The organism is Cupriavidus sp. 2KB_3 (genome assembly GCF_052115685.1).
Lineage (GTDB): Bacteria > Pseudomonadota > Gammaproteobacteria > Burkholderiales > Burkholderiaceae > Cupriavidus > Cupriavidus campinensis.
The window spans coordinates 100,090-120,970 of the sequence record NZ_JBFRHD010000007.1 but is presented as its reverse complement, the minus strand read 5'-3'; the positions used below and the strand labels follow the sequence as shown (position 1 = coordinate 120,970).

Below are 20,881 nucleotides of genomic sequence, written 5' to 3'. Positions count from 1 at the left end.
GCGTCCATGCCCATCCCGCTCCGCACCAGGCATCTGTTGTGGCTTGCCCTCTGCTGCCTGCACGGCTGCGCCCGGCTGGGCCCCGATATGGCGCCGCAGCGCGAGGACTGGACCGCAAGCTGGCGCAGCGAGGCCATCGACGCGGTGACGGAGGCGCGCGCGCAGCCTGACCTCCGCGAGTGGTGGCAGGTCTTTGCCGACCCGGCGCTCGAGCGGCTGATGGCCGAGGCCGACGCCCACAACGCCGGGCTCCAGATCGCCGGCCTGCGCGTGCTGGAGGCGCGCGCCCAGCTCGGCATCGCCCAGAGCGGCCGCTTTCCGCAGGTGCAGCAGGTGGGCGCCGACGTGCTCTATACGGACCGGCGCCAGTCTGGGGGCCGCAATCCCGCCAACAGCCGTTTCTGGCAGTACAGCGCCAACTTCGATATCGGCTGGGAACTCGACTTCTGGGGGCGCTTCGCGCGGGCCATCGAGTCCGCCGATGCCGCCTATTTCGCCGCGCAGGCCAATCGTGACGATGTGCTGGTCCTGCTGCACGCGCAGATGGCCGAGACCTACTACGCGCTGCGCACGGCCGAAGCGCGCCTGCGCATCGCGCGCGACAACGCGGCGCTGCAGCATCGCAGCTTCGAGATCACCGAGCGGCTGTTCCGCAGCGGCCAGACCGACGAACTGGACCTGCAGCAGGCGCGCACCCAGTACCTCGGCACCCTGAGCACCATCCCCGAGTTCGAAGGCCAGATCCTGCGCACGCGCAACGCGCTGGCCGTGCTGATCGGCCGCCCGCCGGGCACACTGCCGAACCTGCCGGAGCTGGCCGCGCACGAAGGCGAGCTGCCGCTGATCGACCGCGCCGTGCTGCAGGACGTGCCCGCCAACCTGCTGCTGCGCCGGCCCGACGTGCGCGCCGCCGAATGGCAGATCGCCGCGCAGTCCGCGCTGATCGGCGTGGCGCTGGCGGACCTCTATCCGTCGCTGACGCTGATCGGCAGCATCGGCTGGTCCGCCAGCACGCTCGGCGGCACGCCCAACAACTTCACGCTGCTCGGCGGCCCGAGCCTGCGCTGGAACGTGTTCGACTACGGGCGCATCCGCAACAACGTGCGCATGCAGGACGCGCGGCTCCAGCAGTTGATCGTCGCCTATCAGGAGAGCGTGCGACAGGCCGCGCGCGAGGCCGACGACGCGGCGAGCGGGCTGATCAAGGCGTTCGAGCGGGATGTCATCCTGCGGGATGCAGCCATCTCGGCGCGGCGCTCGCTGACGCTGGCCAATGCGCTGTACCGCGAGGGGTATTCCGACTTCCAGCGCGTGCTGGACGCGCAGCGCGCGCTGTCGGCGCAGCAGGACACCTATCTGGTCAACCGCGGCAGCGCCGTGTCGAATCTGATCGCGCTGTACAAGGCGCTCGGCGGCGGCTGGCACACCGACCAGATGCTCGTGGACGCCGCCACGCGCACCCAGATGCAGCAGCGCACCGACTGGGGCGTGCTGCTCGACGAACCGCGCCGTATACCCTCCGGTGCCGCCCCATGACAGACACGATGCAGCCTGCCGCCGCCAAGCCGGAGTCGCCCCCCTCTTCCACGCCGCCGCCCCCGCCGCCCGCCGATCCGGCGCGCAAGGGCATCCGCTGGGTCGTGGTGCTGATCGTGATCAGCCTGGTCTGGTACCTGCTTGCCGACCGGCTCACCCCCTATACCCAGCAGGCGCGGATTCAGGCGTTCGTCGTGCCGGTGGCTTCCGAGGTATCCGGCCGGGTCACGCGCGTGCATGTGCGCAACAACCAGGACGTGCAGGCCGGCGCCATGCTGTTCGAGGTGGACCCGGGGCAATATCGGATTGCCGTGGACCGCGCCCGCGCGGATCTGGAGGCCACGCGCCGGCAGATCGGCGCGAGCACCGCCGGCATCGAATCGGCACGCGCCTCGCTGCGCGCCGCGCAGGCGCTGGAGGTCAAGGCGCGGCAGGACAGCGACCGGCTCGAGCGGCTGTATCGGGAGGATGCCGGCACCATCTCGCTGCGCCGGCTCGAAATCGCCCGTGCCGACCTGGAACAGGCGACCAGCAAGGTGGCGGCGTCCCGCGCCGAGGTGCAACGCGCAATCGAGCAGGAAGGCGGCAGCGCCGAAGACAACGCCAAGCTGCGCAGCGCGGCGGGCGCCGTGGAAAAGGCCGAACTCGACCTGTCCAACACCCAGGTGCGCGCGCGGTCCGCCGGGCTGGTGACGGACCTGCGCACCGACACCGGCCAGTTCGCGGCGGCCGGCAACCCGGTGATGACGCTGATCACGATCCACGACATCTGGGTCACGGCCGAGATGACCGAGAACAACCTCGGCCACGTGCAGCCCGGCACGCCGGTGGCGGTGGTGCTCGACGCGCTGCCGGGGCGCATCTTCGATGGCCGCGTGCGCAGCGTCGGGTATGGCATCAGCGTCGGGCAGCCCGCCCCGCCCGGCGCCCTGCCCACGGTGCAGAACAGCCGCGACTGGCTGCGCCCGGCGCAGCGCTTCCCGGTGGTCATCGAACTGGACACCGCCGAGCTGCGCGGGCTGACCGGCATCCGCGTCGGCGGCCAGGCCGAAGTGATGGCGTTCCCCAGGGAGGCCAATCCGCTCAATCCATTGGGCCGTGCGTTCCTGTATGTGATGAGCTGGCTGTCCTACGTCTATTGATCGCCCACGCGCCGCCATGCCCATCTCCCGCCCACCCCGCCAGCAACGGCCACTCCGGCTGGCGGTGGGCACGGCCCTGTGCATGGCGGTCAGCTTCGGACTGGCGCTGCCCGTGCCGATGCTCGCGCCCGTGCTGTGCGCCTTCCTGCTGGCGGTGGTCAACCAACCCTTGTCGTGGCAGGCCGGCGCGGCGCTGACCGTGCTGGTCATGCTGACCACCGGCGTGGGCCTGCTGCTGATTCCCGTGTTGCAGTACGCGCCGTTCAGCGGCGTGCTGCTGGTCGGGCTGGGGCTGTTCGTCACCTTCCGCTATGGCCTGCGCGGCGGGAGCAACCTCGTGGCGACCTTCCTCGCCGTTGGCCTGACCATGATTCCCGCCGCCGGCGTGTTCGAGTTCAATCTGGCCCTGGACGTGGTCAGCGCCCTGGCCAAGGGCATGCTGATGGCGGTGGCGGTGCTGGCGCTCTGCCACTGGCTGTTTCCGGAGAGCGCCGGCGCCCCGGCGCCGGCGCCGGCCGCGCTGCCGGACCTGCAGGCCACTTGGATCGCCCTGCGCGCCGCGCTGGTGGTGATGCCCGCGTTCCTGCTGGCGCTGACCGACCCGGCCGGCTATACCCCGGTGCTGATGAAGGCGGTCAGCCTGGGCCGGCAGACCTGCACCACCACCGCCCGCGACGCGGGGCGCGAACTGCTCGGCTCCACGCTGCTCGGCGGCGTGCTGGCCATCCTGTTCTGGTGCGCGCTGAGCCTGTTCGTGCACCTGTGGATGCTGTTCCTGTGGATGTTGCTGTTCGCGCTGCTGCTGGCGCGCAAGCTCTACCGGCTCAGCCCCACGCGGCTGGCGCCGGGGTTCTGGCTGAACACCCTCGTGACGCTGATCATCCTGCTGGGCCAGTCGATCCAGGACAGCGCCGCCGGCAAGGATGTCTACGCGGCCTTCGCCGTGCGGATGGCGCTGTTCATCGGCATCACGCTCTATGCCTGGCTGATGGTCTACTGGCTGAAACGCAGCCGCTGGGCGCAGGCCGAGGCGCCCCCCAACGCCCCGCCCCCACCCGGGTAAACACGGGCGATCTGGCCCCCCGGACCCGCGAGCCATTTAGTTATACTCCATAACAATTTCGGCATCGCAGATAACGGCAGCCGGCGCAACACGCCTGGACACAAGGCCGGACACAAGGCCGGACAGAAGGCCGGACAGAAGGCCGCGGAGGAGACCATGAATACACCGAAGATCGCCATCGCCGGCGGCGGCATTGGTGGGCTGACGCTCGCCCTGCTCTGCCATCGGCACGGCATGGATGTGGAAGTCTGGGAAGCCAGCGAGCAGATCCGCCCGCTTGGGGTCGGCATCAACCTGCTGCCCCATGCGGTGCGGGAACTCGCCGCGCTGGGGCTCCAGGACGCGCTGGCCGAGATCGCCATCGAGACATCCACCCTCTCCTACTACAACAAGTTTGGCCAGCAGATCTGGCACGAGCCGCGCGGCATCGCCGCCGGCTACGCCTGGCCGCAGTTCTCGGTGCATCGCGGGCAATTCCAGATGCTGCTGTACGAGACGGCAGTGCAGCGCCTGGGCGCGGACCGCGTTCATACCGGCCATGCGATCGAATCCATCGCCTCGGTGGGCGGCGGCAAGGCGGGCGAGCCTGCGCGCTTCGTGCTGCGGCGCCGCAGCGACGGCGCCACCGTCGAGGCCGAAGCTGACGTGCTGGTAGGCGCAGACGGCATCCACTCGGCCGTGCGCCGGCATTTCTACCCCACCGGCGACGCGCCGCGCTTCTCCCGCCGCCTGCTCTGGCGCGCCACCACCGAGGCCGCGCCCTACCTCGACGGCCGTTCGATGTTCATGGCCGGCCATCAGGACCAGAAGTTCGTGGCTTATCCGATCTCCGCACCGCTGCACCGCCAGGGCCGCTCGCTGATCAACTGGATTGCCGAGCTGCGCGTGCCGGACAGCTACCCCGACGAGCCGCCGCGCAGCGACTGGAACCGCGAGGTGGACAAGTCTGTGTTCCGCGACGCCTTTGCCGACTGGCGCTGGGACTGGATCGACATTCCCGCGCTGATCGACGGCGCGCCGGCCATCTACGAGTTCCCGATGGTGGACAAGGACTGCCTGCCGCGCTGGACCTTCGGCCGCGTGACACTGCTGGGCGATGCGGCGCACCCGATGTACCCGATCGGCTCTAATGGCAGCGCGCAGGCGATTGTCGATGCCCGCTACCTGACCGACTGCCTGCTCGGCCACGCCGACCTGGACTACGCGCTGCGCGAGTACGAGGCGGAACGGCTGCCGCGCACCGCCGGCATCGTGCTGCGCAACCGGATGAACGGCCCCGAGCAGGTCATGCAGATGGCCGAGGAGCGCGCGCCGCAGGGTTTTGCCCAGATCGACGCGGTGATTCCGCGCGCCGATCTGGAGGCCATTGCCCAGCGGTACAAAAACCTGGCCGGCTTCGGCCAGCAGCAACTCCAGGCCGACGCCCCGCGCGCCTGACATCTCATAACAAGACCATAGGGAGACAACATGAAGCCGCAATCCATTCGACTCACCCTGCCGGCCCTGCTGCTGGCCGCCGGGCTCGCCCATGCCGAGGTCACCGTCGGCGTCAGCATTTCCTCCACCGGCCCGTCCGCCTCGCTCGGCATTCCGCAGAAGAACACCATGCCGTTCCTGCCCGAGACCATCGGCGGCGAGAAGATCCGCTACATCCTCATGGACGATGCCTCGGACCCCACGCAAGGCACCAAGGTGGCGCGGCGCTTTGTGACTGAGGACAAGGTCGACATCATCCTCGGCTCTTCCTCGGTGGCGCCGTCCATCGCCATCTCGGAAGTCGCGGACGAGAGCCAGACCGTGCAGCTCGCGTTCTCGCCCATCGAACTGAAGCCCGGGCGCGGCGCGTGGACCTACCGGCTGGCCCAGCCGGTGAAGCTGATGGCCGACGCTGTGGCCACCCGGGCGCAGGCCAATGGCGTCAAGAGCATCGCCTTCATCGGCTTTGCCGACGCCTACGGCGAAACGTGGCTCAAGGAGTTCACCAGCGCCGCAACGGCGAAGGGCATCCGCATTCTGGCCACCGAGCGCTACGCGCGCTCCGACACCAGCGTGACCGCCCAGGTGCTCAAGATGATGGCCGCCAAGCCCGATGCGATGCTGATTGCCGGCGCCGGCACCGGCGCCGCGCTGCCACACACCACACTGCGCGAGCGCGGCTACACCGGCCCGGTCTACCACACGCACGGCGCGGCCACGCGCGACCTGATCCGCATCGGCGGCAAGGCGGTGAACGGGGCGATCCTGCCGGCGGGGCCGGTGATCGTGGCCGAGCAGTTGCCGGCTGACAGCGCACCGCGCAAACCGGGCCTCGACTACGTCACGCGCTACGAGAAGCAATATGGCCCGGAGACGCGCACGCAGTTCGGCGCCCATCCGTATGACGCGGGGCTGGTGCTGCAGCGCATCGTGCCGGTGGCGCTCAAGCGCGCCAAGCCGGGCGCGCCCGAGTTCCGCAAGGCCCTGCGCGACGCCCTGGAGAGCGAGCGCGACATCGTGGTCTCGCATGGCGTGCTGAACTACACGGCGCAGGACCATTTCGGCTTCGACAATCGCGGCCGGGTGATGCTGACCATCGACAATGGCAACTGGAAGCTGCTGAAATGATGGCTGCGCTGCCCACGCCGGCGCTGGAACTGGTGGCGGACTTCGAGATCGCCGTGGCCCCGGCCACGGACCTCGGCGCGGGGCCGCTCGGCCAGCGCCGGGTGATCCCGATCCTGTCCGGCACGGCGTCCGGGCCGTTGCTCAATGGCCGCATCCTGCCCGGCGGCGCGGACTTCCAGCTGATCCGCCCCGGCGGCGGCAACGGCTGGACCACCGCCGACATCGAGGCGCGCTATGTGCTGGAAACCGACGACGGCGCGCGCATCTACACCGTCAACGCCGGCGTGCGCAGCGGCACGGACGCCGATATCGCCCAGCTCAACGCGGGCGGCACGGTGGACCCGTCCCGCCTCTATTTCCGCACCGCACCGCGCTTCGAGACCGCCGCGCCCGCCTACCTCTGGCTGATGCGCCACACCTTCGTGGCCACCGGTGCGCGCTACCCGGACCGGGTGGTGCTGCGCTATTTCGTCGTGCGCTGACGATGGCGGCAACAGGTAAGACGCGAAAAATACGCGAGCCGCTGGCGCCGGACCCGGCCCTTGGCGAGGGCGGGGACGGCGAGGGGCACTTCAACCCGCATCTGCCCGATGTGGACTACGGCGTGCTGGACACGCTGACCGGCTACGCCATCCGCCGCGCGCAGATCCGCATCTACGAGGATTTCGTCCGCTCGCTCGCCGCGTGGCAGATCACGCCGCCGCGCTTCTCGGCGTTGCAGATCATCGCGCGCAATCCCGGCGTGCGGCTGACGGACCTCGCGCGCATCCTCGGCATCGCCCGCTCCGGGGCGGTGATGCTGTTCGATGCGCTCGAAGCCATGCAGCTGGTTGTGCGCGAGCCCTCGCCCACGGATCGGCGCGCCTATGCGCTGGCGCTGACGGACACCGGGCGCCGGACGCTGGACGCCGTGACCGAAGCGGTCTGCGACCACGACGCACGCATCGGCGCACAGCTCTCCGAGGCGGAACGGCAGACGCTGCTGCGCCTGCTGGACAAGCTGGCGCCGGGCGAACCCGGGCAGTCCTAGTTGGCAGCGATGGCCCCGACAGCCGCCGCCAGCATCAGCATCAGCGCCGCCGCGCGCTTGCGTGTGATGGCACCGGTGACCCGACCCTTGGCGCGCAGCCGGCGCAACAGCCGCCCGTCGAGGTTGATCCGCGCCAGCACGCGCGTGGCCAGGCGCAGGCCGAAAGGCACCTCGCGCCGGCAGATCGCCACCTTGCGCACGTACTGGTCCACCTCCCAGTACCACGTGGTGTGTGCCGGAAAGTAGCCAATCGAGCCAGCCCGCAGCGTGTGGGTCCGCCCGTGGGCATCTGTCACGCGGGTCTCGCCTTCGAGGATGTAGACGATCTCGTCGAGCGCGTAGTGCCACTCGAAGGTGCCTTGTGTGCAGTCCCACACAGAGGTCCAGGCAAGTTCATCCGCCGCGGTCGAATGCTCGCTGTAGTGCGTCACGGGTTGGCCGCTGCGCACCCAGCCGGGCTGGATCTCGCAGGGCTTCATCGGGAGGGCACTGGCCTTGCTGAAGGCCCCGGTTTCGCGAATGGATGCAGGTGCCTGGTCAGCTGCGTGGGCCGCCATATGCTCGTTTTTCATCGCCAATCATTCCTGTTTGAGGTTGCTGACCGACGAAAGATAAGCCAACGTGACAATCCCACTCCGTGCGGGGCCGCACCATCGGTGACATTTGGAACAACGGTTTGGAACGGGGGTCCGAATCCGGCGAGCGCGGCGCCCGCCAGTGGCTTAAGGTATGCGGATGCAGACATCTCCCTACCAACACGATCCGGCGCAGCGCGTAGGCGCGCTGGACTGGGACGCCATCACGCACGATCTCGACGCGCAGGGCTGCGCGACGATCCCGGGCCTGCTCACACCCACCGAATGCAACGCGCTGGCAGCACGCTACGGCGACGACGCGCTGTACCGGTCGCGCGTCGTCATGGGCCAGCACGGTTTCGGGCGCGGCGAGTACAAGTACTTCCGCTACCCGCTCCCGGTGCCGGTCCAGGCGCTGCGCACGGCGCTCTATCCGCATCTGGTGCCCGTGGCCAACCGCTGGCATGCGGCCATGGGCATCGAACGACGGTTTCCGCCCGAGCACGCCACCTTCCTTGACGAATGCCACCGCGCCGGCCAGCGCAGGCCCACGCCGCTGCTGCTGGCCTATGGCGAGGGGGACTACAACTGCCTGCACCAGGACCTGTACGGCGCACAGGTGTTTCCGCTCCAGGTGGCGATCCTGCTGTCGGCGCCCGGCGCCGGCTTCACCGGGGGCGAATTCGTGATGACGGCGCAGCGCCCGCGCATGCAGTCGCGCGCGGAAGTGGTGGCCCTGGCGCAGGGCGACGCGGTGGTCTTCGCGGTCAGCCAGCGGCCGGTGCAGGGCACGCGTGGCCCCTACAGGGTGAACATGCGTCACGGCGTAAGCCGCCTGCGCTCGGGCACGCGCCACACGCTCGGCATCATCTTCCACGACGCCGAGTGACCGGCGCCGGCGCTACAATGCCCGCTTTCCCCGACCCAAACCGATCGCCGCCGATGCTTCCCGACGCCGAAGCCCTGCGCCTGCTCGTGACGCGCACCATGCCGTTTGGCAAGCACAAGGGCACGCTGATTGCCGACCTGCCCGGCAACTACCTGAACTGGTTCGCCCGCGAGGGCTTCCCGCCCGGCGAGATCGGCCGCCTGCTGGCGCTGATGCACGAACTCGACCATAACGGGCTCTCGGAGCTGCTCAAGCCGCTGCGGGAGGGCGCCGGGCGCATCCCCCTTCCCAAGAAAAACGGGCCGCGCTAAGGCGGCCCGCTCGGGTGGATCGCCCGTGCGGCGATCAGCTCAGCTTCGTTAAATCAGTTGCCCGGCATCGAATCCGGCGGCAGCTGGTAGCTCCACGTCTCGCTGAGCACCTTGTCGCCGGAGACCAGCGCCTCGCGCATCTCCACCACCTTCTTCGGGTCCTTGACCTTGATCCGCAGCGTCACCCGGTAGCCCTTGGTCACCGGGTTCGGCTGCAGGATGTTCTCGATGACCTCGGCGTTGTCGCTGACGCTGAACGACGCGCGCACCGGCGCGTTGGGCGGCAGCTTGGCCAGCGCGCCGCCTTCGAAGTCGATCACGAAGCCCAGGCTGCCGTCCAGGTGGCGGATCAGGTTGGCCTGCATGATCTCGCCCGCGCTGCGCAGCGTCTGCTTGACCCAGGCGAGGTCCTTGTCGACCATCGCGCGCTCGTCCATGGTCCAGTGCATGGTGTAGTCGGCCTTGATCGGCTGGCCCTTGGGCGGTAGCTGGTCGGGCGTCCAGAACGCAACGATGTTGTCGTTGGTCTCGTCCGGCGTGGGAATTTCCACCAGCTCGACCTTGCCGCGCCCCCAGTCGCCCTGCGGCTCGATCCACGCGCTCGGACGCAGGTCGTAGCGGTCCTTGAGGTCCTCGTAGGCGGAGAACTCGCGGCCGCGCTGCATCAGGCCAAACCCGCGCGGGTTGTTCACCTGGAAGGTGCTGATTGCCAGATGCTTAGGGTTGTTCAGCGGGCGCCACAGCCATTCGCCGTCGCCGGTGTGGATGGAGAGCCCGTTCGAGTCATGCAGCGCCGGGCGGAAGTTGTTGGCGTCGCGCTGCTGGTTCGGGCCGAACAGGAACATGCTGGTCAGCGGCGCAATGCCGAGCTTGGTCACCGCGCCACGCATGAACACGCGCGCCTGGACCTTCAGCGTCGCATCCGTGCCCGGCATCAGCTCGAAGCGGTAGGCGCCCGTGGCGCGCTGGGAATCCATCAGCGCGAAGAACACCAGCGGCTTGCCCGGCGCCGTGGGGCGCTCGATCCAGAATTCGCGGAAGGCCGGGAACTCCTCGGCCACCGGCAGGCCGGTGTCGATGGCCAGCCCGCGCGCGGAGAGCCCGTAGACCTGGCCCTTACCGATCACGCGGAAGTAGCTCGCGCCGAGGATGCTCATCACTTCGTCGAGCTTGTCCGGCCGGTTCACCGGGTACAGCACGCGGAAGCCCGCGTAGCCAAGGTTGTTGGTGGCGGCTTTGTCGAGCTTGAGGTCGCCGAAGTCGAAGCGGCTGGGCGAGTAGCGGATCTCCTGCACGTTCCTGCCGACGATCTCGTTGATCTTGACCGGTGTGCTGAAGTGCATGCCCTGGTGGTAGAAGCCCAGCCGGTATGGCGTGGGCTGGTCCTTCCACTCCACGGCATCCAGCTTCGGCTGAATCTTGATGTAGTCGGCAAACTGCATCTTCGAGAAGACCGGCGGCAGGTTGCTGACCGGCGCCGCATAGGGTTGGTCCGCCATCGATCTGGCGCGGGTGGTCACGTCGTCGAGCGAGAAGGCGGCGGCTGGCGCGCTGGCCGCGAACACGCCCGCGAGCGCGATGGCCGGCAAGGCAAGTTGCATCTTGTTACGTAATGACGCGGCAAAGACGGCAAGAACCACGAATCCCTCCAGAAAAATCGAATCGAAAACAGGCTGACAGCGCCCGGGAGGCAAAGTTGCCGCCCTATTTGGGTAAACTGCCGGCGCAGTCCACAAAAATAACCGATTTCGCCCGACGTGCCGATCAGACGTTGGACGACAGCCGGCCGGCGCCACTTCCTGCACCCTTACGCACACTTTCAGGGCACTTTCGGGGCATGATTGCGGGCCTGGCTCATTGGGGAAGACTCACCACATGCGATTGCTTTCGACGCTGGCCCTCGCGGCCAGTCTGGTTTGTACGCCGGCGCTGGCCGGCCCCACTCCGGCCGCCGCCGGCGACAAGAACGCATTCATCGCCGACCTGATCGGCAAGATGACCCTGGAGGAGAAGATCGGCCAGCTGCGGCTCATCAGCATCGGCCAGGACATGCCGCAGCCGCAGTTGATCAAGGAAATTGCCGCCGGCCGCGTGGGCGGCACCTTCAACTCGGTGACCCGGGCCGACAATCGCCCGCTCCAGGACGCCGCCGCGCAGCAGAGCCGCCTGAAGATTCCCATCTTCTTCGCCTATGACGTGGTGCACGGCCATCGCACGGTGTTCCCGATCAGCCTCGGCCTGGCGTCGAGCTGGGACATGGCCGTGGTCGAGCAGGCCGCGCGCATCTCGGGCAAGGAAGCCAGCGCCGACGGCCTGGACGCCACCTTCGCCCCGATGGTCGATATCTCGCGCGATCCGCGCTGGGGACGTACCTCCGAGGGCTTTGGCGAGGACCCGCACCTCGTCTCCCAGTGCGCACGCGCCAGCGTGCGCGGCTTCCAGGGCGCCTCGCCGGCCAACCCGGACAGCGTGATGGCCTTCGTCAAGCACTTCGCCCTGTACGGCGCCGTGGAAGGCGGGCGCGACTACAACACCGTGGACATGAGCCCGCAGCGCATGTACCAGGACTACCTGCCGCCCTACCGCGCCGGGCTGGACGCGGGGGCCGGCGGCGTGATGATTGCGCTGAACTCGGTGAACGGCGTGCCGGCCACGTCGAACAAATGGCTGCTGCGCGACCTCCTCCGCAAGGAATGGGGCTTCAAGGGCGTGACCGTGAGCGACCACGGCGCCATCGACGAACTGCTGCGCCACGGCGTGGCCGACAACGGCCGCCAGGCCGCCCGCCTCGCCATCGAGGCCGGCGTGGACATGAGCATGGCCGATTCGCGCTACCTGGAGCAGTTGCCGGATCTTGTGAAGTCCGGCGAGGTGCCGGTGCGGCTGATCGACGAAGCCGTGCGCGAGGTGCTGGGTGCCAAGTACGACATGGGCCTGTTCCAGGACCCGTATCGCCGCATCGGCACGGCGGCGCAGGACCCGGCCGATGTGAACGCCGAGAGCCGCCTGCACCGCGCCGAGGCCCGCGCCGCGGCACGCAAGTCGCTTGTGTTGCTGGAGAACCGCAATCAGACGCTGCCGCTGAAGAAGGCCGGCACGGTGGCCGTGATCGGCCCGCTGGCTGACGCGCCGATCGACATCATGGGCAGTTGGTCGGCGGCGGGCAAGGCCACCCAGTCCGTGACGCTGCTGCAGGGCATGCGCGATGCGCTGGCCGGGCGCGGCCAGGTGCGGTACGCGCGCGGCGCCAACATGACCGACGACGAACGCGTGGTCGGTTACCTGAACTTCCTGAACTGGGATAACCCCGAGGTGGTGCAGGACAAGCGCTCCCCGGGCGAGATGATTGCCGAGGCCGTGGAGACCGCGCGACAGGCCGATACCATCGTGGTAGCCGTGGGCGAGTCGCGCGGGATGTCGCATGAGGCCTCCAGCCGCACCACGCTGTCCCTGCCGGGCAGCCAGCAGACGCTGCTGCGGGCGCTGCGCACCACCGGCAAGCCGCTGGTGGTGGTGTTGATGAATGGCCGTCCGCTGACCATCAACTGGGAGCGCGACAACGCCGACGCGCTGCTGGAAGCCTGGTACCCGGGCACCGAGGGTGGTCACGCCATCGCGGACGTGCTGTTTGGCGACGAAAACCCATCCGGCAAGCTGCCGATCTCGTTCCCGCGCTCGCTCGGCCAGATTCCCACGTATTACAACCACCTGCGCATTGGCCGGCCGTTCACGCCGGGCAAGCCGCCGAACTACACCTCCCAGTACTTCGAGGAGGAGTCCGGCCCGCTGTATCCGTTCGGCTATGGCCTGAGCTACACCACGTTCAGCCTGTCAGACGTAGCGCTCTCGGGCCAGACGCTGCCGCGCAACGGCCAGGTCACCGCCAGCGTGACCGTGAAGAACACCGGCACGCGGGAGGGGGAAACCGTGGTGCAGCTCTATATCCAGGACGTGACCGCCTCGGTGGTGCGGCCGGTGAAGGAGCTGAAGGACTTCCGCAAGGTGATGCTCAAGCCGGGCGAGTCCCGCGTGGTGAGCTTCCCGATTGGCGAGGACAAGCTGCGCTTCTACAACGGCAAGCTGGAGTACGTGGCCGAGCCGGGCGACTTCAACGTGCAGATCGGCCTGGATTCGGCCTCGGTGCGGCAGCAGCGGTTCACGCTGCAACCGTAGATGACGGGCGCCAGGGTCAGAACGGCGTCAGCGGTTGCCGTCGAGCAGTTCGTTCAGCAGATCGTCGAAGCCGGCCTGTGCGTCTTCGAGCGCCTGGAGCGCGGCGTCGAAGGTCTGGAGCGCCATCTTCGACGGCTTGCCGCTGCCCTGCGGCGGATACTGGCTCTGCAATGCGGCAAACGCCACCTGCACCTGGCGCGTGGCGTTGACCACGCCCTCCATCGCCTCGGCTTCTTCCGCGCGCTTCTGTTCGTCGTTCATGCAAGGGTTCCTCAATGTTTGTGAGGCGTATCGTACAAGAACTCGGCGGCGCCTCTGGCGGTCGAACCCCCTCATCCATCAAAATCAGGTAGGTTCATCGCCACCCGCCGCCCTGCCCCGCCCCCATCCTCCATGCCTGACCTTGACGCCCCCCGCTTCACCACGCTGCTCCGCCGCTCGTTCGCCGCCTCGCTGCTGACTGCCGGTGGCTTTGTCTGCTACTGGACCTACCTGGCCGTGAACCAGGAAAAGCTGCTGTTCGATGCACGCCGGCGCCCGCCGCGCGACCTGCCCGAGGGCATCGTCGCCTATTCCCACACCGTGCCGGGCGGCCTGTTCCGGGGCTACGTCTACCACGCGGACCACGAGGGCGTGCGGGACCTGCTGTTCTACCTGCCGGGCCGGGGCGAGGACGTGCTCGAGACCCTGCAATACGTGAAGTGGCTGGCGCCGGGCATGGGCTTCGCCACGTTCGACTATCGCGGCCTGGGCCATTCGGACGGCATGCCCTCCGAGGCCGCCGCCGTGGCCGATGCCAGCCAGTTCCTGCTCCATATCCGCCGCGCCTTTCCCGGCGTGCGCGTGCACGTGGTGGGGCGCTCGCTGGGTACCGGTGTGGCCATCCAGCTGGCCGATCTCCAGGATTTCGAGAGCCTGCAGCTGATCACCCCCTACGACTCGCTGCTGGAAATCGTGCGCAAGCGCTTCCCGCTGGTGCCGCTGCGCCAGCTGATGCGCCACCATTTCGACTCGATTTCCCACTGCAAGAAGGTCGTGCAGAGCACCAAGGTGCTGCTGGCCGAAACCGACGATGTGGTGCCGCATGAGTGTTCGGAACGGCTGATGGCGGCGTGGCCGGGCCCGGTTGCCCTGCAGACCATTGCCGGCGTGGACCACTTCACCATCGTCGAACGGCCGGAGACCTGGCAGGCCCTGTGCGAATTCGCCCAACAAGTGCCGCATCATCCACCCGAACGCATCGCGGTCCATGGGGAGAAGACGCCCCCCACCGATCATTCAGATACCGGAGTGGCGTTGCCGCTACCTGCGGCACGGTAGAATGCGCGCCATGAAACGATTTGCAGTCAAGGCTGCCGGCGTCACCGCGGCGCTGGCAGCGAGCGGCGTGTTGCTCGCCGGTTTTGCCGCGGTACTCAGCCTGCGCCAGCTCCCCGATGTCGATGCACTGCGCGACTATCGCCCCGACGTGCCGCTGCGCGTCTACACCAGCGACGACGTGCTGATTGGCGAGTTCGGCACCGAGCACCGCGAGTTCATCCCGATCGAGCGCATGCCGCAGCGTATGTCCAATGCGCTGCTGGCCGCGGAAGACGACCAGTTCTTCCACCACGTGGGCGTGGACGTGCCGGGCCTGTTCCGCGCCGCGCTGGCCAATCTGGGCGAAGGCTACGCGCAGGGCGCCTCCACCATCACGATGCAGGTGGCGCGCAATTTCTACCTCTCGCGCGAGAAAACGCTCTCCCGCAAGTGGTACGAGATCCTGCTGGCGTGGCAGATCGACCGCACGCTGCCCAAGGCGCGCATCCTCGAGCTGTACATGAACCAGGTCTACCTGGGCGAGCACGCCTACGGCTTCGGCAGCGCGGCGCAGACCTACTTCGGCAAGCCGCTCGCGGCGCTGTCCCTGGCGGAGTCCGCGATGCTGGCCGGGCTGCCCAAGGCGCCCTCCACGATGAATCCGGTGGTCAACTTCCCGCGCGCCAAGCGGCGCCAGGAGTACGTGCTGGGCCGCATGCTGGCGCTCGGCATGATCAGCCAGGACGAGTACCGCGAGGCGCGGGGCGCCCGGCTGGTGGTCAGCAACAACGGCAATGGCCGCTTCGCGGGCCATGCCGAATACGTGGCCGAACTCGCCCGGCAACTGGCGCACGACCGCTTTGGCGACGACGCCTATACGCGCGGGCTGAATGTGTACACCACGGTGTCGTCGATGCGCCAGACGCTGGCCTACGACGCCGTGCAGGCCGGCCTGGAACGCTATGGCAAGCGCCACGGCACCAAGCCTGCCGACGCCCCGAACGCCGCCCTGCCCCAGGCCGCGCTGGTCTCGCTGGACAGCCGCACCGGCGCCATCGAGGCCATGATCGGCGGCACGGACTTCGCCACCAATCGCTTCAACCACGCCACGCAGGCGCAGCGCCAACCTGGCTCGACGTTCAAGCCCTTTATCTATTCCGCGGCGCTGGAGCGCGGCATCTCGCCGGGCACGCTGATCAACGACGCGCCGCTGGACAACCCGCGCTGGCAGCCGTCGAACGACGACAACCGCTTCGTGGGGCCGATTACGGTGCGCCAGGCGCTGGCCGAGTCGCGCAACCTGCCGGCCATCCGCACCTTGCAGGCTGTGGGCGTGCCGTACGCCATCGAGCATGCCGGCAAGTTCGGCTTCGCCACCAAGCGCCTGCCGCCCTACCTGCCGCTGGCACTGGGTACCGGCAGCACCTCCCCGCTGCGGCTGGCCGCCGCCTATGGCGTGTTTGCCAATCATGGCCACCGCGTGGAGCCGTATCTGATCGACAGGATCACCGACGGCGAAGGCAACGTGCTGTTCACCGCGGGCACGGGCGATGGCGGCACGGAACCGCCGCAGGTGATTTCCGCGCGCAACGCCTTCGTGATGGACAGCCTGCTGCAAAGCGTGGTGGATGCCGGCACCGGCAACGGCGTGCGGCGCTACCTGCGGCGCGGCGATATCGCCGGCAAGACCGGCACGACCAACGATGCCGTGGACGGCTGGTTCGCCGGCTATGCGGCCGACGTGGTCACGGTGACGTGGATGGGCTTCGACGACAACCACAGCCTGGGCCGGCACGAATTCGGCGCCACCACGGCGCTGCCGATCTGGGCCGCCTACATGGAAGGCCGGCTGGCCGGCGTGCCCGAGGCCGCGTTCCCGCCGCCAGCCGACCTCGCCAAGTTCAACGGCGACTGGGCCTATGCCGAGAATGCGGACGGTGCGCACGGCATCGCGGCGCTGGGCTTCCCGCCCCCGCCGGCGGTGGCGGACCTGCCTGCCGACGCCGGCGTGCCCGTTAGTCCGGGGCCGGCCGGCCCCACGCCCGCCGCGACCCACGCGGCCAACGCGACCAACGCGACCAACGCGCCGCCCTCTGGCCCGGCCAGCCCGGCCGCTCCACTCTGACCCGCCGCCCCCTTCCCTCCCATGCCCGGTGAACATGCTTCGATGATCTGGACGGTGGCCGCGGCGGCCACCGCCGGCGTGCTGCTGCGCCCGTTCCGCCTGCCCGAGGCGTTCTGGGCCATGGCGGGTGCGCTGCTGCTCTGCGTGGCGGGCCTGCTGCCGTGGCGCGAGGCGCTGGCCGCCGTGGCGCGCGGCAATGACGTCTACCTGTTCCTGGCCGGGATGATGCTGATCTCGGAACTGGCCCGCAAGACCGGCCTGTTCGACCATGTGGCCGCGCTGGCCGTGCGGGGTGCGCGGGGCTCGGCGCGCCGGCTGTTCGTGCTGGTCTACGGTTTCGGCACGGCTGTCACGGTCTTCATGTCCAACGACGCCACCGCCGTGGTGCTGACGCCGGCGGTGCTGGCGGCCACGCGCGCCGCGCGGGTCAAGCATCCGCTGCCCCACCTTTACGCCTGCGCGTTCATCGCCAACGCGGCGAGCTTCGTCCTGCCGATCTCGAATCCGGCCAATCTGGTGCTGTTCGGCGAACGGATGCCGCCGCTGGCGGGCTGGCTGGCGCGCTTCACGCTGCCATCCGTGGTCGCGATCGTCATGACCTTCGCGGTCCTGTACTGGACGCAGCGCCATGCGCTGGCCGAACGCATCGACCCGGACGTGCCCGTGCCGCCGCTGACGCCGCAGGCGTGGCTGACCACGCTCGGCATCGTCGGCACTGGCGTGGCGCTGCTGGTGGCCTCGCTGCGCGGCCAGGACCTGGGCTGGCCGAGTTGCATCGGCGGGCTGGCCACGCTGGCCGCCGTCTGCGCCACGCGGCCCCGCCTGCTGGCGCCGGCGCTGAAGGAAGTCTCCTGGGGCGTGCTGCCCCTGGTGGCGGGGCTGTTCGTGCTGGTGGCGGGCCTCGAACGCACCGGGCTGGTCGATACGCTGGCGCACTGGGTGCGCAATCTTTCCGCGATGTCCGCGCAGGGCGGCCCGGCCGGCCTGCTCGGCGCCGGGCTGGCCGGGGTGGTGGTGGGCGTGGTCAGCAATATCGTGAACAACCTGCCGGCGGGGCTGCTGTCGGCCTCGGCGCTGGCGGCCGGCCACGCCTCGGACACCGTGACGGCCGCCGTGCTGATCGGCGTGGACCTGGGCCCCAATCTCTCCGTCACCGGCTCGCTGGCCACGCTACTGTGGCTGACCGCACTGCGGCGCGAGGGCCATGCCGTGGGCGCCGGCACGTTCCTGAAGACCGGCGCGCTGGTCATGCCGCTGGCGCTGCTGCCGGCACTGGCCGTGCTGCGCTAGCCGGTTTGCCGGCGCGGGCGGGGCCGGTTGTGGCGCCCTGCCATCTGCCATATAGTGAGGCACCGTGCACCACTGCCCGCACCACTGCCAGCACCACTCATGCCACACAAGGATCATCCCGGGGAATCCCACCCCGCTCCCGCCGCCACCCCGGTCTCGGACCGCATCCGCGGCCGCCTGCAAGCCGCCGGCGAGCGGTTCCACGCCAACGACAACATCGCCCGCTTCATCGAGCACGGCGAGCTGGACGCGTTGCAGGCCGAAGTCCAGGCGCGCATGGAAGAGGTGCTGCGCACGCTTGTCATCGACGTGGACCAGGACCACAACACGCGCGAAACCGCGCGCCGCGTGGCCAAGATGTACCTGAAGGAGATTTTCGCGGGCCGCTATGCCAAGGCGCCGGAGGTCACCGAGTTCCCCAACGTCGAGCAGCTCAATGAACTGATGATCGTGGGCCCGATCCGCGTGCGCAGCGCGTGCTCGCACCACCTGTGCCCGATCATCGGCAGTCTCTGGGTTGGCGTGATGCCTAACCGCCATTCCAACCTGATCGGCCTGTCCAAGTACGCGCGCATGGCCGAATGGATCATGTGCCGTCCGCAGATCCAGGAGGAAGCGGTGGCCCAGATCGCCGATCTGCTCCAGGAGAAGATGAACCCCGACGGGCTGGCCATCGTCATGGAGGCCGAGCACTTCTGCATGCACTGGCGCGGCGTGCGCGACACCGACGCCAAGATGACCAACAGCGTCATGCGCGGCTCGTTCCTCAAGGACGACAAGCTGCGCCGTGAATTCCTGACGCTGCTCAACCTGAATCGCCGCTGAGGATTTGCCGATGCTAGTCCGCCTGATCTACGCCAGCCGCGCCAGCGCGCCGATGGAACCGGCCATGCTGGACGATATTCTCGAAACCAGCCTCGCGCAGAACCCGCCCCACGGCATTACCGGCGTGCTCTGCCACGGCAATGGGGTGTTCCTGCAGGCGCTCGAGGGCGACCGCGAGGCCGTCTCGCGCCTGTACCTCAGCATCGGCCGGGACAAGCGCCACCACGACGTGGTGCTGCTGCACTACGAGGAAATCGCCGAACGGGCGTTCGCGGGGTGGTCGATGGGCCGCGTCAACGCGAGCAAGATCAACGCCGCCACGCTGCTGCGCTACTCGGCGAAAGGCGAACTGGACCCCTGCCGGATGCCCGGCGCGTCCTCGCTGGCGCTGCTGAAGGAGTTGATCGCGGGCGCAGCCATCGTCGGCCGCGCGCCGGAACGCGGGCGGCACACGCCCTAGCGTCGGTCAGGCCGCTGGCGTTCCGGCACCCCTGAGTGCCTGATCACGCACAGTTCGCGCCGTCAGACCGAGACCTGGCCAAACAGGCCGCATTCGAGATCGCTCTCGAACTCCTCGACCCATGCGTTGCCGGGGCTGGCGTCGTAGACGCTTTCGGCCCCGGTGCGCTGCCTTCGCACGGTGACCTGCCGGGCCGACGTGCCATTGACGTCTGAGATCTCGAACTCTTGTGACGCAAGACCGACTTGCCGGAACACGGCCTCGACGTCTTGCCGTTCATGGGCGGGAAACTCGGAGAATGGGCGGTTTGCCATGGCACACCTCACCGTGGAGAAGCGTCGCGCCAGGATTGCGCGAGCGCCGCCACAGCATGCCACCAATCCGCCCAGCACGTGATGGCGGACCAATGACCCCAATGGCGGTAGATGTATTCCCGACGTACGCCCGGCTGGCCCGACGGGCCCGACGGGCCTCAGCCGGCGCTTCTCCCTCCCTTGCACGTCCCTGCCGGTGACGCTGTCCAGCGCCACATCCCCCAGCGCACGACACCAGGAAAAAACGGCGACGGCAATCAATTTTTCGCCAAATTACGATTCTCATCGTATCGAATTTATTGCGAAAATATCTTATCTTTCCGAATCTGAAATCGCCGGCGACAACGAACTATAGCGCGGCGATCTTCGCGTTCCTTGCCTGGCCACTGCAACAATACTGTTGCAGTTGTCACGGACTTGGCAGATACGTCATCGATCTCGGACTTGTCCTAATTCATCGGAAATTCAAAATAGACATCATTGCTATCCATCAAGCATTTTCCTAAGCATTGCGAAAGCACTACACTTCACGCAACGCGCTGTCATTTCACTGTTTTTATACCGAATGCGCTGCCAGTCAGCGAGAGGAAATCGAGGCATGTCCGGAAGAATCATTCGAGTTGCACTGGCCGATGATCACCCACTCGTGGTGGCAGCCCTGCGAGACTGCTTCCAGCGCACGCCTGGCTTTGTCATCGCGTGCGAATGCACGAATGGCAGCGAGTTGACCAGTGCCCTGAGCCACACCCCGGCGGACGTGGCCGTGACCGATTTCAGCATGGGCCATGGCGACCGCTCGCTGGATGGCTTCAACCTCCTGCGCCGGCTGGTGCGCCTGCACCCGAAGACGCCGGTCGTGGTGATCAGCGCCCAGACCAACACCGGCGTCATCCATCGCTCGATGAAGCTCGGCGCGCGCGCCTTCGTGAGCAAGGAGGACGATCCGCATGAGGTGATCCGCGCGTGCATCCAGGTCACGTCCACCAGCGGCGAGTTCTTCTCCCCCTCCATCCGCGCCGTGCTGGAGGCCGCGAGCACCGCCGCGCCGTCCACCGAACTGACCGTGCGCGAACTCGAGATCGTGCGGCTCTATGCGCAGGGGCTGCAACTCAACGAGATTGCCAGCAAGCTCGGCCGATCGGTCAGCACGGTCTCGAGCCAGAAGACCGTGGCCATGCGCAAGCTCAGCATCCAGACCAACACCGACCTCATCCGGTATGCCTACGAGCACGGGTTGATCTGATC

The 20,881-nt window shown here is 68.2% G+C and carries 20 protein-coding genes; 16 read left to right on the top strand and 4 right to left on the bottom strand.

All coding sequences use genetic code 11. The features are described 5' to 3' along the window. The first annotated feature begins 6 nt into the window (after positions 1 to 6). The 7 genes from AB4120_RS09295 to AB4120_RS09265 all read left to right on the top strand — a co-directional run bounded on the left by AB4120_RS09295 (position 7) and on the right by AB4120_RS09265 (position 7,375). Complete coding sequence (locus AB4120_RS09295) at positions 7 to 1,536, top strand: efflux transporter outer membrane subunit (protein WP_149138145.1); 1,530 nt, start codon at positions 7 to 9, stop codon at positions 1,534 to 1,536. Next, the gene (locus tag AB4120_RS09290) at positions 1,533 to 2,678 is read left to right on the top strand and encodes an HlyD family secretion protein (protein WP_149138146.1); all 1,146 of its coding nucleotides are present in this window, start codon (positions 1,533 to 1,535) and stop codon (positions 2,676 to 2,678) included. The genes AB4120_RS09295 and AB4120_RS09290 overlap by 4 nt, the downstream gene beginning before the upstream one ends. Positions 2,679 to 2,694: 16 nt before the next feature. Further along, positions 2,695 to 3,741 (top strand): DUF2955 domain-containing protein, encoded by a 1,047-nt coding sequence (locus AB4120_RS09285; protein ID WP_441642165.1) that lies wholly within the window; start codon positions 2,695 to 2,697, stop codon positions 3,739 to 3,741. A 156-nt stretch (positions 3,742 to 3,897) separates the two neighbouring features. Further along, entirely contained in the window at positions 3,898 to 5,178 is a 1,281-nt protein-coding gene (locus AB4120_RS09280; RefSeq protein WP_149138148.1) for a flavin-dependent oxidoreductase, read from the top strand. Between the two features lie 30 nt (positions 5,179 to 5,208). After that, positions 5,209 to 6,345: an ABC transporter substrate-binding protein gene (locus tag AB4120_RS09275; protein WP_441642164.1), complete on the top strand. Its 1,137-nt coding sequence runs from the start codon at positions 5,209 to 5,211 to the stop codon at positions 6,343 to 6,345. Continuing rightward, positions 6,342 to 6,827: a DUF3237 domain-containing protein gene (locus AB4120_RS09270; protein WP_149138150.1), complete on the top strand. Its 486-nt coding sequence runs from the start codon at positions 6,342 to 6,344 to the stop codon at positions 6,825 to 6,827. The genes AB4120_RS09275 and AB4120_RS09270 overlap by 4 nt, the downstream gene beginning before the upstream one ends. 2 nt (positions 6,828 to 6,829) lie before the next feature. Beyond that, positions 6,830 to 7,375: a MarR family winged helix-turn-helix transcriptional regulator gene (locus tag AB4120_RS09265; protein WP_149138151.1), complete on the top strand. Its 546-nt coding sequence runs from the start codon at positions 6,830 to 6,832 to the stop codon at positions 7,373 to 7,375. On the opposite strand, the gene AB4120_RS09260 is transcribed toward AB4120_RS09265, so the two are convergent. Next, a complete protein-coding gene (locus AB4120_RS09260) occupies positions 7,372 to 7,947 on the bottom strand; it encodes a cupin domain-containing protein (RefSeq protein WP_262389853.1) in 576 nt (191 codons plus the stop codon). The two genes, AB4120_RS09265 and AB4120_RS09260, sit on opposite strands and share 4 nt — an antisense overlap. Before the next feature lie 163 nt (positions 7,948 to 8,110). Between AB4120_RS09260 and AB4120_RS09255 the strand changes: the two genes are divergently transcribed. Both AB4120_RS09255 and AB4120_RS09250 read left to right on the top strand, forming a co-directional pair. Then, positions 8,111 to 8,839 carry a 2OG-Fe(II) oxygenase gene (locus AB4120_RS09255; RefSeq protein ID WP_441642163.1) on the top strand — a complete coding sequence of 243 codons (729 nt, stop codon included), beginning with the start codon at positions 8,111 to 8,113 and terminating at the stop codon, positions 8,837 to 8,839. Positions 8,840 to 8,892: 53 nt separating this feature from the next. Beyond that, a complete protein-coding gene (locus AB4120_RS09250) occupies positions 8,893 to 9,150 on the top strand; it encodes a DUF3820 family protein (RefSeq protein WP_149138152.1) in 258 nt (85 codons plus the stop codon). A 53-nt stretch (positions 9,151 to 9,203) separates the two neighbouring features. Here the strand turns inward: AB4120_RS09250 and AB4120_RS09245 are convergent, their stop codons facing one another. After that, a complete protein-coding gene (locus AB4120_RS09245; protein ID WP_149138153.1) occupies positions 9,204 to 10,751 on the bottom strand; it encodes a glucan biosynthesis protein G in 1,548 nt (515 codons plus the stop codon). A 274-nt stretch (positions 10,752 to 11,025) separates the two neighbouring features. Between AB4120_RS09245 and bglX the strand changes: the two genes are divergently transcribed. Then, on the top strand, positions 11,026 to 13,323 hold the full coding sequence (gene bglX / locus AB4120_RS09240; RefSeq protein WP_149138154.1) for a beta-glucosidase BglX: 2,298 nt from the start codon (positions 11,026 to 11,028) through the stop codon (positions 13,321 to 13,323). 27 nt (positions 13,324 to 13,350) lie between these two features. On the opposite strand, the gene AB4120_RS09235 is transcribed toward bglX, so the two are convergent. Further along, positions 13,351 to 13,584, bottom strand: coding sequence for a hypothetical protein (locus AB4120_RS09235; protein ID WP_149138155.1), 234 nt, complete (start codon positions 13,582 to 13,584; stop codon positions 13,351 to 13,353). A 132-nt stretch (positions 13,585 to 13,716) separates the two neighbouring features. On the opposite strand from AB4120_RS09235, the gene AB4120_RS09230 reads away from it, so the two are divergent. The 5 genes from AB4120_RS09230 (at position 13,717) to AB4120_RS09210 (ending at position 19,322) form a co-directional block, all read left to right on the top strand. Continuing rightward, positions 13,717 to 14,643 carry an alpha/beta hydrolase gene (locus AB4120_RS09230; protein WP_149138156.1) on the top strand — a complete coding sequence of 309 codons (927 nt, stop codon included), beginning with the start codon at positions 13,717 to 13,719 and terminating at the stop codon, positions 14,641 to 14,643. Positions 14,644 to 14,653: 10 nt separating this feature from the next. Then, a complete protein-coding gene (locus AB4120_RS09225; RefSeq protein ID WP_149138157.1) occupies positions 14,654 to 16,747 on the top strand; it encodes a penicillin-binding protein 1A in 2,094 nt (697 codons plus the stop codon). Positions 16,748 to 16,789: 42 nt separating this feature from the next. Next, the gene (locus AB4120_RS09220) at positions 16,790 to 18,037 is read left to right on the top strand and encodes an arsenic transporter (RefSeq protein ID WP_262389854.1); all 1,248 of its coding nucleotides are present in this window, start codon (positions 16,790 to 16,792) and stop codon (positions 18,035 to 18,037) included. Positions 18,038 to 18,136: 99 nt separating this feature from the next. Then, positions 18,137 to 18,862 carry a GTP cyclohydrolase I gene (gene folE / locus AB4120_RS09215; protein ID WP_149138159.1) on the top strand — a complete coding sequence of 242 codons (726 nt, stop codon included), beginning with the start codon at positions 18,137 to 18,139 and terminating at the stop codon, positions 18,860 to 18,862. Positions 18,863 to 18,872: 10 nt separating this feature from the next. Then, positions 18,873 to 19,322, top strand: a complete 450-nt coding sequence (locus AB4120_RS09210) for a BLUF domain-containing protein (protein WP_149138160.1) — start codon at positions 18,873 to 18,875, stop codon at positions 19,320 to 19,322. A gap of 62 nt (positions 19,323 to 19,384) precedes the next feature. On the opposite strand, the gene AB4120_RS09205 is transcribed toward AB4120_RS09210, so the two are convergent. Next, positions 19,385 to 19,636 carry a hypothetical protein gene (locus tag AB4120_RS09205; protein WP_144196401.1) on the bottom strand — a complete coding sequence of 84 codons (252 nt, stop codon included), beginning with the start codon at positions 19,634 to 19,636 and terminating at the stop codon, positions 19,385 to 19,387. A 598-nt stretch (positions 19,637 to 20,234) separates the two neighbouring features. On the opposite strand from AB4120_RS09205, the gene AB4120_RS09200 reads away from it, so the two are divergent. Continuing rightward, positions 20,235 to 20,879 (top strand): response regulator transcription factor, encoded by a 645-nt coding sequence (locus tag AB4120_RS09200; RefSeq protein ID WP_149138161.1) that lies wholly within the window; start codon positions 20,235 to 20,237, stop codon positions 20,877 to 20,879. The last annotated feature ends 2 nt before the right edge of the window (positions 20,880 to 20,881 follow it).